At 38.4% G+C, this 13,429-nt stretch carries 20 protein-coding genes; all 20 read left to right on the forward strand.

What is annotated here, in order from left to right:
* Positions 1–19 precede the first annotated feature (19 nt).
* The 20 genes from rplR to BP17_RS00430 all read left to right on the forward strand — a co-directional run bounded on the left by rplR (position 20) and on the right by BP17_RS00430 (position 13,032).
* Entirely contained in the window at positions 20–376 is a 357-nt protein-coding gene (gene rplR, locus BP17_RS00335; protein ID WP_084676202.1) for a 50S ribosomal protein L18, read from the forward strand.
* 20 nt (positions 377–396) lie between these two features.
* On the forward strand, positions 397–897 hold the full coding sequence (rpsE, locus tag BP17_RS00340) for a 30S ribosomal protein S5 (RefSeq protein ID WP_035050893.1): 501 nt from the start codon (positions 397–399) through the stop codon (positions 895–897).
* Positions 898–912: 15 nt separating this feature from the next.
* Complete coding sequence (rpmD, locus tag BP17_RS00345) at positions 913–1,092, forward strand: 50S ribosomal protein L30 (RefSeq protein WP_035050894.1); 180 nt, start codon at positions 913–915, stop codon at positions 1,090–1,092.
* 49 nt (positions 1,093–1,141) lie between these two features.
* Positions 1,142–1,582: a 50S ribosomal protein L15 gene (gene rplO / locus BP17_RS00350; protein WP_035050895.1), complete on the forward strand. Its 441-nt coding sequence runs from the start codon at positions 1,142–1,144 to the stop codon at positions 1,580–1,582.
* 2 nt (positions 1,583–1,584) lie between these two features.
* Positions 1,585–2,880 (forward strand): preprotein translocase subunit SecY, encoded by a 1,296-nt coding sequence (gene secY / locus BP17_RS00355; protein WP_035050896.1) that lies wholly within the window; start codon positions 1,585–1,587, stop codon positions 2,878–2,880.
* Between the two features lie 57 nt (positions 2,881–2,937).
* Positions 2,938–3,591 carry an adenylate kinase gene (locus BP17_RS00360; RefSeq protein WP_035050897.1) on the forward strand — a complete coding sequence of 218 codons (654 nt, stop codon included), beginning with the start codon at positions 2,938–2,940 and terminating at the stop codon, positions 3,589–3,591.
* 263 nt (positions 3,592–3,854) lie between these two features.
* Positions 3,855–4,073, forward strand: coding sequence for a translation initiation factor IF-1 (gene infA, locus BP17_RS00365; RefSeq protein ID WP_034546903.1), 219 nt, complete (start codon positions 3,855–3,857; stop codon positions 4,071–4,073).
* A gap of 34 nt (positions 4,074–4,107) precedes the next feature.
* The gene (gene rpmJ, locus BP17_RS00370) at positions 4,108–4,221 is read left to right on the forward strand and encodes a 50S ribosomal protein L36 (RefSeq protein ID WP_007722194.1); all 114 of its coding nucleotides are present in this window, start codon (positions 4,108–4,110) and stop codon (positions 4,219–4,221) included.
* Positions 4,222–4,252: 31 nt separating this feature from the next.
* Complete coding sequence (gene rpsM, locus BP17_RS00375) at positions 4,253–4,618, forward strand: 30S ribosomal protein S13 (protein ID WP_035050899.1); 366 nt, start codon at positions 4,253–4,255, stop codon at positions 4,616–4,618.
* Between the two features lie 23 nt (positions 4,619–4,641).
* Positions 4,642–5,028: a 30S ribosomal protein S11 gene (gene rpsK, locus BP17_RS00380; RefSeq protein WP_034546899.1), complete on the forward strand. Its 387-nt coding sequence runs from the start codon at positions 4,642–4,644 to the stop codon at positions 5,026–5,028.
* A gap of 74 nt (positions 5,029–5,102) precedes the next feature.
* Positions 5,103–6,047, forward strand: coding sequence for a DNA-directed RNA polymerase subunit alpha (locus BP17_RS00385; RefSeq protein WP_035050900.1), 945 nt, complete (start codon positions 5,103–5,105; stop codon positions 6,045–6,047).
* Between the two features lie 26 nt (positions 6,048–6,073).
* The gene (rplQ, locus tag BP17_RS00390) at positions 6,074–6,454 is read left to right on the forward strand and encodes a 50S ribosomal protein L17 (protein WP_034546895.1); all 381 of its coding nucleotides are present in this window, start codon (positions 6,074–6,076) and stop codon (positions 6,452–6,454) included.
* A gap of 808 nt (positions 6,455–7,262) precedes the next feature.
* Positions 7,263–8,102, forward strand: a complete 840-nt coding sequence (locus tag BP17_RS00395; protein ID WP_035050901.1) for an energy-coupling factor ABC transporter ATP-binding protein — start codon at positions 7,263–7,265, stop codon at positions 8,100–8,102.
* Positions 8,078–8,968 (forward strand): energy-coupling factor ABC transporter ATP-binding protein, encoded by an 891-nt coding sequence (locus BP17_RS00400; RefSeq protein WP_035050902.1) that lies wholly within the window; start codon positions 8,078–8,080, stop codon positions 8,966–8,968. Before BP17_RS00395 ends, BP17_RS00400 begins: the two co-directional genes overlap by 25 nt.
* Positions 8,965–9,762, forward strand: coding sequence for an energy-coupling factor transporter transmembrane component T family protein (locus BP17_RS00405; RefSeq protein ID WP_035050903.1), 798 nt, complete (start codon positions 8,965–8,967; stop codon positions 9,760–9,762). The genes BP17_RS00400 and BP17_RS00405 overlap by 4 nt, the downstream gene beginning before the upstream one ends.
* A 356-nt stretch (positions 9,763–10,118) precedes the next feature.
* Positions 10,119–10,958 (forward strand): tRNA pseudouridine(38-40) synthase TruA, encoded by an 840-nt coding sequence (truA, locus tag BP17_RS00410; RefSeq protein ID WP_035050904.1) that lies wholly within the window; start codon positions 10,119–10,121, stop codon positions 10,956–10,958.
* Positions 10,933–11,421 carry a GNAT family N-acetyltransferase gene (locus BP17_RS00415; protein WP_035050905.1) on the forward strand — a complete coding sequence of 163 codons (489 nt, stop codon included), beginning with the start codon at positions 10,933–10,935 and terminating at the stop codon, positions 11,419–11,421. Before truA ends, BP17_RS00415 begins: the two co-directional genes overlap by 26 nt.
* 259 nt (positions 11,422–11,680) lie before the next feature.
* A complete protein-coding gene (gene rplM / locus BP17_RS00420) occupies positions 11,681–12,127 on the forward strand; it encodes a 50S ribosomal protein L13 (protein ID WP_084676203.1) in 447 nt (148 codons plus the stop codon).
* A gap of 13 nt (positions 12,128–12,140) precedes the next feature.
* Positions 12,141–12,533, forward strand: a complete 393-nt coding sequence (gene rpsI / locus BP17_RS00425; RefSeq protein WP_035050906.1) for a 30S ribosomal protein S9 — start codon at positions 12,141–12,143, stop codon at positions 12,531–12,533.
* A gap of 283 nt (positions 12,534–12,816) precedes the next feature.
* A complete protein-coding gene (locus BP17_RS00430; RefSeq protein WP_035050907.1) occupies positions 12,817–13,032 on the forward strand; it encodes a hypothetical protein in 216 nt (71 codons plus the stop codon).
* The last annotated feature ends 397 nt before the right edge of the window (positions 13,033–13,429 follow it).

Consider the following 13,429-nt stretch of genomic DNA (forward strand, 5'->3'; position numbering starts at 1 on the left):
AATTAAAGAGGTGACAATTGTGATTACAAAACCAGACAAAAACAAACTACGTCTGAAAAGACATGGTCGTGTACGTTCTAAAATTTCTGGTACTGCAGAGTGCCCACGCTTAAACGTGTTCCGTTCTAATAAAAACATCTACGCTCAACTTATTGATGACGTAGCGGGTGTAACGCTAGCAAGTGCATCTTCATTAGACAAAGAAGTTTCAGGTGAAACAAAATCAACTCAAGCATCAGCTGTTGGTTCAGCTATTGCTAAAGTTGCTGTAGAAAAAGGTATTAAAGAAGTAGTCTTTGACCGTGGTGGATACCTTTACCATGGCCGTGTTCAAGCTTTAGCTGAAGCTGCTCGTGAAAATGGACTAGAATTTTAAAAAAAGGAGGAATACCACACATGGTTTACATCGATCCAACACATTTGGAATTAGAAGATCGTGTCGTTTCAATCAACCGCGTAACTAAAGTTGTAAAAGGTGGACGTCGTTTACGTTTTGCTGCTATTGTTGTTGTTGGAGATAGAAATGGACACGTAGGTTTCGGTACTGGTAAAGCTCAAGAAGTACCAGAAGCTATCCGCAAAGCAATTGAAGATGCTAGAAAGAATCTTATTGAAGTACCTATGGTAGATACTACGATTCCTCACGCAGTTATCGGTCGTTATAGTGGCGGTAACATTTTAATTAAACCTGCTGTTGCCGGTTCTGGAGTTTCTGCTGGTGGTCCCGTACGTGCCGTATTGGAATTAGCTGGAGTTGCAGACGTAACAAGCAAATCTTTAGGTTCAAGTACACCAATCAACATGATTCGTGCAACTGTTGAAGGCCTACTACAATTAAAACGCGTTGAAGATGTTGCAAAACTTCGCGGAAAAACTGTAGAAGAAATTATAGGATAAGGAGGACAATAAGAAATGGCTAATTTAGAAATTACTTTAAGACGTAGCGTTATCGGACGTCCTCAAAACCAAAGAGATACAGTTAAAGCTCTTGGCTTAAGAAAAATCAACAGCACTGTAGTTAAACCTGCCAATGAAGCTATTACTGGTATGGTAAAAACAATCTCACATTTAGTTGACGTTAAAGAAGTATGAGAATGAGAACAAGTAAGTAAACTTTAATTTAAGGAGGTGCCTAATCTATATGAAACTTCATGAATTACAACCCGCAGAAGGATCTCGTAAAGTGCGTAATCGCCTTGGACGTGGGACTTCATCAGGTAACGGTAAAACATCAGGTCGTGGCCAAAAAGGACAAAACTCTCGTTCAGGTGGTGGCGTACGTCTAGGATTTGAAGGTGGACAAACACCTTTATTCCGTCGTGTACCAAAACGTGGATTTACAAATATCAATCGTAAAGAATTTGCTGTTGTGAATCTTGACGCGTTAAACCGTTTCGAAGATGGAACAATCGTAACTCCAGCATTATTAATTGAAACAAAAGTTGTCAAATCTGAAAAATCAGGGATTAAAGTTTTGGGTAATGGTAAAGTTGAACGTAAACTTACTGTTCAAGCAAGCAAATTCTCCCAAGCAGCTAAAGAAGCAATTGAAGCTGCTGGCGGTTCAATTGAGGTGATCTAATCATGATCAAACTACTTATTGATTCCTTTAAAGCAAAGGACATTCGAAGTAGAATTCTCTTCACGTTAGGTATTTTAATCGTATTTAGACTTGGAACTCATATAACGGTTCCAGGTGTTAATGCGGCTGCTTTACAAGATCTATCCTCAAATAGTTCATTGTTCAGTTTGTTAAATACATTTGGTGGAGGAGCATTAGACAGTTATTCTATTTTTGCACTAGGTGTTTCACCGTATATCACGGCCTCAATTGTTGTTCAACTGTTGCAAATGGACATTATTCCTAAGCTAGCTGAATGGGCAAAACAAGGAGAAGTAGGACGCAGAAAATTAAATCAAGTTACAAGATACTTAACGGTTGCTTTGGCTTTTGTCCAAGCTATCGGTATCTCGTATGGTTTTAATGCTCTAGTCGATCAAGGTTTGGTTCTCAATCCTAGTACAACTACGTATCTTATGATTGCTATTATGCTAACTGCCGGAACAATGTTGGTTATGTTTCTTGGTGAACAAATTACAGTTAAGGGATTTGGAAACGGAATTTCAATGATTATCTTCTCAGGTATCATTGCTCGAGTACCTACCGACTTAAGTGACTTTTACAATTCGCAAATAAGAAATGCCGGAGACGAAATGGCGCAAGCTATTTTCTTCGCTATCTTGATTGCAATTGCTTTTGTGGCAATCGTTGTAACAGTTGTTTATGTTGAAAATGCAAGAAGAAAGATTCCTGTTCAATACTCAAAACGCTCAGTTGGCTCAGGTCAGGACACTCACTTGCCGTTAAAAGTAAATTCAGCTGGTGTTATTCCAGTAATTTTTGCAAGTTCATTTATTATGACACCACAAACAATCTTAGGATTCTTTGGTGCTTCGAATGCAGATGCACAATGGTTTATCATTCTAAATAAGATATTTAATTTGCAAGAACCAATCGGAGCAGTTCTTTACACTGTTTTAATTGTAGTCTTTACTTATTTCTATGCATTCATTCAAGTGAATCCAGAAAAAGTTGCTGAGAATTTACAAAAACAAGGCGGATATATCCCTAGTGTGCGCCCTGGAAGACCCACTCAAGATTTTATTTCAACAACGTTATCACAGTTGAGTACAGTCGGAGCGGTTTATCTAGGTGTTATTGCTATACTACCGATACTTGCGTCGAGCATTTGGAACTTACCTCAATCTGTTTCTATGGGTGGTACCAGCCTACTTATCGTAGTTGGTGTCGCATTAGAACTTATGAGACAACTTGAAGGCCAAATGTCTAAAAAAAGTTACCAAGGCTTTATACAATAAGAAGAAAGTGTTGGGGATTATCCTCGGCACTCATTCTTACATTTAAGGAGGAAAATCATGAATCTCATTTTAATGGGTCTTCCTGGTGCAGGAAAAGGAACGCAAGCTGAACAAATTGTTGACACATACCATGTGCCACACATTTCGACAGGGGATATGTTCCGAGCTGCAATCAAAAATGAAACTGCCTTAGGATTAGAAGCTAAGTCTTTTATGGACAAAGGTGATTTAGTGCCTGATGAAGTTACAAACGGGATTGTAAAAGAACGTTTGGCTGAAGCAGATACTGAAAAAGGATTTTTATTAGATGGCTTTCCAAGAACGCTTAACCAAGCGCATGCTTTGGAAGATATTTTACAAGATCTAAATAAAAAATTAGATGCTGTTGTTTACATCAGTGTCAACAAAGATAGCTTAATGCAACGTTTAACTGGACGGATTATCTGTCGTTCATGCGGCGCAACTTATCATAAAATCAATAAACCACCAGTCGTGGAAGGTACATGCGATCGTTGTGGTGGACATGAATTTTATCAAAGAGAAGATGATAAACCCGAAACAGTTGAAAATCGTATTAGTGTTAACTTAGAGTTAACCGAACCTCTACTAGACTTTTATAAAGAACGTAATGTGTTGTACACTGTAAATGGTGAAGAAGATGTTAAAGATGTTTTCAAAAATGTCCAAAACATAATTGAAGACACTAAGTAATTGATCAGGGGAACAATGGCTTCATTATTTTCTTGATATAGGTCACTGCCAACTAGCTGCTCAAGGTTAAAGTTGTTTGATTAGCAATCGAGCGAGGTTACTTGTCACTATATTTAATTTGTGGTACAATATTCGAGGTGTTGACTTTTCAATGCTGATATGTTGTGTTATTATAAGAAGATTAAACAAATAGAAGGTGAGGGCTAAGTGCGCTCACTGTTTATCGCGTGTAAATGCGAAACAATTTTAAGGAGGTACTAGGCGTGGCGAAAGACGATGTCATTGAAATTGAAGGAATAGTCGTTGAAACTTTGCCGAATGCAATGTTTAAAGTCGAACTTGAAAATGGCCATGTTGTATTGGCTCACGTTTCAGGTAAAATCCGAATGCACTACATTAGAATCCTACCAGGAGACAAAGTAACAGTTGAGTTGTCCCCGTACGATTTATCACGTGGTCGCATAACTTATCGCTTTAAATAATTGTACTCCGTCAATAAAATAGGAGGTATAGTTCATGAAAGTAAGACCATCAGTAAAGAAAATTTGTGACAAATGCAAAGTTATCCGTCGTAAAGGACGTGTTATGGTGATTTGCGAAAACCCTAAACACAAACAACGCCAAGGATAATCATTTAAAAAAACAGGAGGTGTAATTGTTAATGGCTCGTATTGCAGGTGTAGATATTCCGCGTGATAAACGTGTAGTGATTTCTCTAACTTATATATATGGAATCGGTAAAACCACAGCTCAAAAAGTATTAAAAGAAGCTGACGTATCAGAAGAAATTCGTGTACGTGAATTATCAAATGATCAATTAGACGCTATTCGTGCGACAATTGATAAATTAAAAGTCGAAGGTGACCTTCGTCGTGAAGTAAGCCAAGACATCAAACGATTGATTGAAATCGGATCATACCGAGGTATACGTCATCGCCGTGGTTTACCAGTTCGTGGACAAAACACGAAAAACAACGCGCGTACTCGTAAAGGCCCAGCTAAATCAATTACAGGCAAGAAAAAATAAAACATTAGTAAGGAGGTAACCTCATGGCAAAAAAAGTTACACGTAAACGTCGTGTTAAAAAGAATGTAGAAAGCGGAGTTGCACATATTCGTTCTACTTTTAATAATACTATCGTAATGATTACAGATGTACATGGAAATGCGATTGCATGGTCTTCAGCCGGAGCTTTAGGATTCCGCGGATCAAAAAAATCTACTCCATTTGCAGCACAAATGGCTGCAGAAGCAGCTGCTAAAGTAAGTATGGAAAACGGAATGAAAACTGTTGAAGTTGCAGTTAAAGGACCAGGTTCTGGTCGTGAAGCAGCAATCCGTTCTTTACAAGCTACTGGTTTAGAAGTTACAGCAATTCGTGACGTAACTCCAATTCCTCATAATGGATGCCGCCCTCCAAAACGCCGTCGTGTTTAATTGAGAGCTGCTTCACTTATGTAGGGTTGCACTCAAAAACATGAACTTAACGTTTTGAAAGGGGTATAGATAGAATGATCGAAATTGAGAAACCAAGAATTGAAACGATTGAGATAAGCGATGATGCCAAGTTTGGTAAATTCGTTGTAGAACCACTTGAACGCGGTTATGGTACAACGCTAGGTAATTCACTACGTCGTATTTTGTTGTCTTCTCTTCCAGGAGCAGCAGTAACTACCATTCAAATTGATGGTGTATTACATGAATTTTCAACTGTCGATGGTGTTGTTGAAGATGTAACATCAATCATTTTAAATATTAAAAAACTTGCTCTCAAGCTATATTCTGGTGAAGACAAGACGATTGAAATCGATGTTAAAGGTCCAGCTGTTGTAACAGCAGCCGATATCATTTATGATAGCGATGTTGAAATTTTAAATCCTGATTTGTACATCTGTACAGTTGCAGAAGGCGCACGTTTCCACATACGCATGACAGCAAGATCAGGACGAGGATATGCAAGAGCAGAACATAATAAACAAGATGATATGCCTATTGGTGTATTGCCAATCGATTCAATTTACACCCCTGTCAGTCGCGTGAATTATCAAGTTGAAAATACTCGAGTGGGTCAAAAAAATATTTCTGATAAATTAACACTTGATGTTTGGGCGGATGGTTCGATTAGTCCAGAAGAAGCTGTAAGTCTAGCAGCTAAAATTCTTACAGAACATTTGAATGTCTTTGTAAATCTAACTGATGAAGCTCGCAAGGCTGAAATCATGGTAGAAAAAGAAGAAACTCATAAAGAAAAAATGCTTGAAATGACGATTGAAGAGCTTGATTTATCTGTACGTTCATACAACTGTTTGAAACGTGCTGGAATCAATTCTGTTCAAGAGTTAACTGATAAAACTGAAGCTGAAATGATTAAAGTACGTAATCTAGGACGTAAATCACTTGAAGAAGTGAAATTTAAGTTAGCTGAATTAGACTTAAACTTACGCCAAGACGACTAGTACTGTAACAAGGGAGGAAATGTACAATGGGTTATCGTAAATTAGGACGTACAAGTTCACAACGTAAAGCAATGCTACGCGACTTAACTTCTGATTTGATCATCAACGAACGCATCGTAACAACTGAAGCTCGCGCTAAAGAAGTCCGTAAATCAACTGAAAAGATGATTACTTTAGGCAAAAAAGGCGATTTACATGCACGCCGTCAAGCTGCAGAATACGTACGCAATGAAGTCGCTTCTGTTAAAGAAGAAGGCGAAGATATCGTTGTTCAATCAGTCTTACAGAAATTATTTAGCGATGTTGCTCCACGTTACGCTGAGCGTCAAGGTGGATATACACGTATCATGAAAACTCAACCACGTCGCGGCGATGCTGCACCAATGGTTATTATTGAATTAGTTTAATTTTGAAGATGCTGCTAAAATGACGAGTTGCCGCGTGTATTTAGTGCTTACGAAAAATAGTTAAGTTCAATTTGTTTCACTTTTTGGATGTATGTAAAGAGTGTTATGATGATGGGATCAATGATTTTATTGATCCTAAGTCTAGCTCGAAACTTCTCTTGAACTGAGATTGCTCATTCAAGAGGGGTAAATTCATCAATAGAAAGTGATTTTTTTTTGTCTTAAGAAAGGAAGCAAATAGGTGGGGGTGTCCATATATTTGTTTCCTTTTTTAATATAAAAAGATATATTTGAGAGATAATTAGGTTATGTGATAAATAGTATTTCTTCTGGAATAGACGGTTTTGCTTGTTGAGAGCCGTTGAAACGCCCGAAGACTAAAAAAGAAGTCTTCGAGCTTCCGAGCTTCAAACAAAATGTAATCGCTAAAGCGCCAGCGTTTTGTAATTCTCATTGAATAGTACATAGGGCTACAAACAACCTTATTCCTCCAGAAATGTTAAGCTAGCTAATACTTATTACTGGCTGTTTCAAAAATATGAAGAGCTATTTCCTTTTCTACAAGCTATTTTATGGTAACAAAGTAAAGATTTAAATGTTCTATTAAATAATGTCATGACACCCCCTAAAAAGACTGTGTAATGTTATACTATACATGCAATAAGTGATTTAAGTGCTAGCAAAAGGGATAATCTTTAAGCTCATTGCAACGCGTCTTATTTTTTGTTAGGCTTAATTGAATTTGTAGCTAAAAAAACTGGATGAGAAAGCATTCTTTTTTCAGTGTAAAGAACGTGAGGAATGTTCAATGGATAAAATCATAACGTTAAAAGATATCTCTTATCAGTATCATGAAACTGATGATAGACCAGCGCTAAGTAATGTCTCTTTGTCAATCGAAGAAGGCGAATGGATCGCAATCATTGGTCATAACGGTTCAGGTAAATCAACGCTTGCAAAAACCATTAATGGGTTGGTTGCTCCTAGCCAAGGTGAAGTAACGGTTGGTGGGCTTATTTTAAGTGAAGAAAACATTTGGGATATCCGTGAGATGGTTGGAATGGTTTTTCAAAATCCAGACAACCAATTTGTGGGTTCAACTGTGCAAGATGACGTTGCTTTTGGACTAGAAAACCAAGGTGTTCCTAGAGATGAAATGATTGAACGCGTTAAAAGCGCGATTACACGAGTCAAGATGCAAGACTTTATGGAAAAAGAACCGGCTCGTTTGTCTGGCGGACAAAAACAACGGGTAGCTATTGCTGGTGTGGTGGCTTTACGCCCACGAATCATTATTTTAGATGAAGCGACTAGTATGCTTGACCCACAAGGTAGAGAAGAAGTGTTGGCTACGGTCAAGGAAATCAAAGAAAAAGCGAACTTAACCGTTATATCGATCACACATGATATCGATGAAGCCGCAAATGCCAATCGTGTATTAGTGATGAAAAATGGTGAACTAGTAAAAGAAGGAACGCCTGAAGAAATTTTTTCTTATGGCGAACAACTTGTCGAAATGGGCCTTGATCTGCCTTTTGCCGAAAAGCTGAAAAGTGATTTGCGGGACCGCGGGATTGACGTCCCAGTAGACTATTTGACTGAGGAAGGGATGGTGGACTGGCTATGGACATTACTTTCGAAAAAGTAGGCTATACTTACCAAAAAGGCACACCTTTCCAAAATAAAGCTCTTTACGATATTGATTTGCATATCAAAGAAGGCAGCTTCACGGCCTTAGTAGGTCATACGGGTAGTGGGAAATCAACTGTGTTGCAACATTTGAATGCACTGATGAAACCAAGTGAAGGAACAGTGACCATTGGCGACCGAGTCATCACGTCACAATCAAACAATAAGAATTTGAAAGGCATCCGTAAAAAAGTAGGGATCGTCTTTCAGTTTCCTGAATCGCAATTGTTCGAAGAAACGGTAGCGAAGGATATTGCATTTGGGCCAAAAAACTTTGGTGCTACTGAAGAAGAGGGTATTGAGTTAGCTAAGCGTATGCTGCCAATTGTTGGCTTAGACGCGTCTTACATGGAACGCTCACCGTTTGACCTGTCTGGCGGCCAAATGAGACGTGTGGCTATTGCTGGCGTTTTAGCGATGGAACCTGAAGTGTTGGTCTTAGATGAACCGACTGCTGGGTTAGATCCGCAAGGACGAAAAGAAATGATGGATATGTTTTACCGGTTATACCGCACCCAAGGATTGACCATCATCTTGGTCACACACCAAATGGATGATGTGGCGAATTACGCCGATCACATGGTAGTACTTGAAAAAGGAACGGTCATTAAAGAAGGTGCACCACAAGACGTGTTTAAAGACGCAGATTGGCTTGAATCGAAGCAATTAGGTGTTCCTGCCACTGTTTCATTTAGCAGCCTCTTGAGCCAAAGAACAGGTCTTGTCTTTAATAAAATGCCATTAAGAACAGCTGATTTAGCGGATGAAATTGCTAAAGCCTTGAAACAGCAACTAGATGATTCAAAAGCAGGTGAGGCCAAATGATGGATAAATTGATTTTTGGCCGATACATCCCGGGAAATTCATGGATCCATAAATTGGATCCTCGGGCCAAACTCTTAGGCACCGTTATTTTTATCGGAATTATTTTCTTAGCCAACAATTGGCAAACGTATCTGCTATTATTGCTATTCGCGTTAATAGCAATCCGCTCATCGACGATCAAGTTGAGTTTCTTTATCAATGGCGTCAAGCCACTGATCTGGCTGATTCTCTTTACGGTTGTCTTGCAAGTGCTCTTTACGGGAGGAAGTACGGTTTACTTTGATTGGGGTCCAATCATCGTCTCCCAAGAAGGCTTGCTGAACGGGGTCTTCATTTTTTGTCGGTTTGTTTTGATCATCTTCATGTCAACCTTGCTGACATTGACCACTATGCCATTATCGTTAACGGATGCGATCGAATACTTGATGCGCCCTTTGAAAGTGGTTAAAGTACCGGTCTATGAAATTGCCTTGATGTTGTCGATTGCCTTACGCTTTGTGCCAACATTGATGGATGAAACAGAAAAAATCATGAACGCGCAACGTGCTCGGGGAGTCGATTTTGGAGAAGGCAATATTTTCCAACAAATGAAAGCCATCGTTCCCATTTTGATCCCATTATTCGTCAGCTCCTTTAATCGGGCGGAAGAATTGGCTACGGCCATGGAAGCCAGAGGGTATAAAGGCGGCGAAGGACGGACGAAATACCGTCAACTCGAGTGGTTGTCACGTGACACGGTCGCTATGATGGCGTATGCTTTACTAACAGTCGGATTAGTCGTATTGAGAAATTGATGTAAGAAGAAAAAGAACCTTTCCGCTAGGTCGTGAAAGGTTCTTTGACTTTTAATTCTACGTCAAAAGAATGGATGCTTCAAAACGAAATTTCTTCTGGAATAGGCGGGTTTGCTTGTGGAGCCATGGTACCGCCTGAAGCCAAAAAAAGTCTTCCGGCTTTCAAGCTTCAAAACAACTCGTAATCGCTGAAACGCTAACGGGTTGTAATTCTCATTGAATCCAATACATGGCTACAAGAAACCCTATTCCTTCAGAAATTTCAGGTGAGTCAATTAATTCATTTAGCAATACTAAGAATGATAGACCCTAACTTATAATGCTCTAAGAACAAGATAGTTAAAGGAGTTAGACAAATGGAATGGATACGGTATAAATTGATCGTGGAGTACGATGGAACGCATTTTGCAGGGTTTCAGATCCAACCACACGATCGCACAGTGCAAGGCGAGATTCAAAAATCCTTGAAAATTATGACTAAAGGCATAAAAGTGACCATTTATGGGTCAGGACGGACCGATTCTGGGGTACATGCCAAAGGACAAGTCATTCATTTTGATTACCCGTTTATGATACCGGCTAAAAATATGCAGCGTGCATTGAACAGTTTAACGACAGATGAGATTTTTGTGAAAGACGTTTCGATCGTCGAGACTGATTTTCATGCACGCTACAATACATCAGGGAAAAAATACCAATACCGCGTCGATTTAAACGAGGTCCCAGATCCTTTTAAACGCTTGTATACCTTGCATCATCCTTATCGAATCGATATGGAAAAGTTAGAAAATGCCCTAAAAGATATCGAAGGAAAACACGATTTTTCCAGTTTTTGTGCCAGTAATAGCGGTAGAGAGAACAAAGTACGCACGGTCTATGAAGCTAGTGTTGTAAAAGATGTCTTCAACAATGAATTGATCTTTACTTTTAGTGGGAACGGCTTTTTGTACAACATGGTCCGCATCTTTGTCGGCACATTACTGCAAATCGCCAACGGACTGCGCCCAGCAGATGAGATCAAACGGCTGCTAGCAGTCCAAGACCGTGATGAAGCTGGTCCAACAGCTAAACCTCAAGGATTGTATCTGATGGAAGTCTATTATAAAGCATCAGAAACTGCAAAAAAATCCAATCAGCAAGAAAACAGTATCGTAGAAAAGCAGGTGCAGAATGAATTGGATCATTCGGTCAAGTGAACGAAACGATTACCCTCAATTGATGGACATTGAGAATCACATCTGGCATTTAGGGAATACGCCACATGTGACAACTTATGAAACGGTAGCGGATTATCAAAAACATTATTCAGTCGGTTCCCAACTAGTCGCTTTAGCAGAGGATAGCCAAGAAATCGCAGGATTTTTAGGATTTCATTCACCCACTAGTTTGACAGCTCACCAAAAGGGCTGGTTAATAGATGTGGGGGTTCATCCATCGTTTCAAGGCAAAGGTGTAGGAACAGCTTTACTAACGGCTATCAAGACTTTAGCGGCTAATGAAGGCATCCATAAATTAAGCTTGCGTGTATTATCCACGAACCCGGCAGCGATCCAGCTGTACCAAAAAAACGGTTTTCAATTAGAAGGCCGCTTGAAAGATGAATTTTGGATCGAAGGCCAGTTTATTGATGATCTATTAATGGCTTACTTTTTAAATTAGGCATTCCTTGCCTACAGTGCTTCCTCTCAAGAATCCTATTTCTCCTGAAATTCCGACTAACCTTGTCACCAGTTTTCTATTACTAAAGTTATCAAACTAATAGACCTATCCGGAAAAAATCAATTTATTTCTATATAAAATAATTGACAAAAGTCAATATAAAGGTTAAAATATTAAATGGTATTGTTTGCCGCCACGATGAGCCCCGGAAACTTATTGTGCATTCAAACAAACAGATAAGAATATGGAGGAATAAAACGTGCGTACAACTTATATGGCAAAACCAAATGAAGTAGAACGTAAATGGTATGTGGTAGACGCAACTGATATCCCAATGGGACGTATGTCAAGTGTTGTCGCAGCTATTTTACGTGGTAAAAATAAACCAACTTACACACCAAATGTTGATACAGGGGATTTCGTAATTGTAATCAACGCTGACAAAACGAAATTAACTGGTAAAAAAGCAACTAACAAAATCTATTACCGTAACATCGATGGTAATCCAGGTGGATTGAAACAAATCTCTGCTGGTGCATTACGTACTAAAGATTCTCGTAAATTAATCGAATTGTCTGTCAAAGGTATGCTTCCTAAAAACACTTTAGGTCGCGCTCAAGGCATGAAATTACATGTTTACGGTGGAGCAGAACACGAACACCAAGCGCAATTACCTGAAGTATTAGACATCACAAACTTAATTTAAGGAGGGAATATCTATGGCACAAGCACAATATATCGCAACAGGAAGACGTAAAAATTCAACTGCCCGTGTACGTTTGTTACCAGGTACTGGAAAAATTATCATGAACAAAAAAGATATCACTGATTACATCCCATTCCCATATTTACACGAAGTTGTTAAACAACCTTTAGCTCTTACAGAAACTTTAGGTAGCTACGACGTTCATGTAAACGTAAATGGTGGTGGATTCACTGGACAATCAGGAGCAGCCCGTCATGGGATCGCTCGTGCGTTACTACAAGTTGATCCAGACTTCCGTACTGCTTTAAAAGCAGCAGGTCTGTTAACTCGTGACCCACGTATGGTTGAACGTAAAAAACCAGGTCTTAAAAAAGCTCGTAAAGCTTCACAATTCTCAAAACGTTAATATCGTTATCATATCAACGTTTAAGGCATCTTCCAATTTATTGGTGGGTGTCTTTTTTTTATTGATTGGGACGAGGGTTGGGACGGTTTTATATTTTACGCTATGTTAAAGTAGAAAAAATGAATAGTACAAAAAAATTTTACTTAGTTAAGTTGGTATAATAAATTATTAATAGGAGATTAATTTATTACGCGTTCACGATTCCATTTCGATAGTAATATATGTAAATAAGAGTATAATTAAGGCTAATAAATAACTAATAAAAATAAAAAGGAGAATAGAAATGTTTTTTAAAGATAACCGAAATTTACCCCCAATGAAATATCTTAAGGAACAAGAGGTCAAGTTCAACTTTAATGGTGAAATCTTACAGGGAGTTATAGAAATATTAGATTTTGGTGGATCGCTTGAAAACAACTATCATTCGTATGACATATATGTTGAGGAATCTAATACTCTATATAAGCACATTCCTGAAGCAGATGTTTTTGAAATATAGAAATTTTTTTAAGGTAGAGAAAAACGGTCTTATACTATTGTTTGTTTAAAAATTATATTTTAAGTTATTATTACAAGAGACTTTCTGCAGTCTGTCCAATTGATGGAAATGGAAAGTTTTTTGTGAACTTTGAGCATTCTACATCCCTTTTACGTACTTTCAAACGTTGATATGAAAGTATACAGAAGATTAAAGGTACGTCTAAAATACACTTATTTATTCTCGAAACGTTAATATATCAACAACTTTAGGCACTTCTCAATTTATATTGAGGAGTGTTTTTCGCTCCGTGTGACGGTATAGTTAAAGGTTACCTAAAATTAGTGACTGAAAAGATATGGAAATTTAGATTACGTTTATACTTGAAAATTTTAGAAGAAAATGGTATCTTAAGTTA

Origin of the sequence: Carnobacterium pleistocenium FTR1 (genome assembly GCF_000744285.1) — a bacterium.
GTDB classification, from domain to species: domain Bacteria; phylum Bacillota; class Bacilli; order Lactobacillales; family Carnobacteriaceae; genus Carnobacterium_B; species Carnobacterium_B pleistocenium.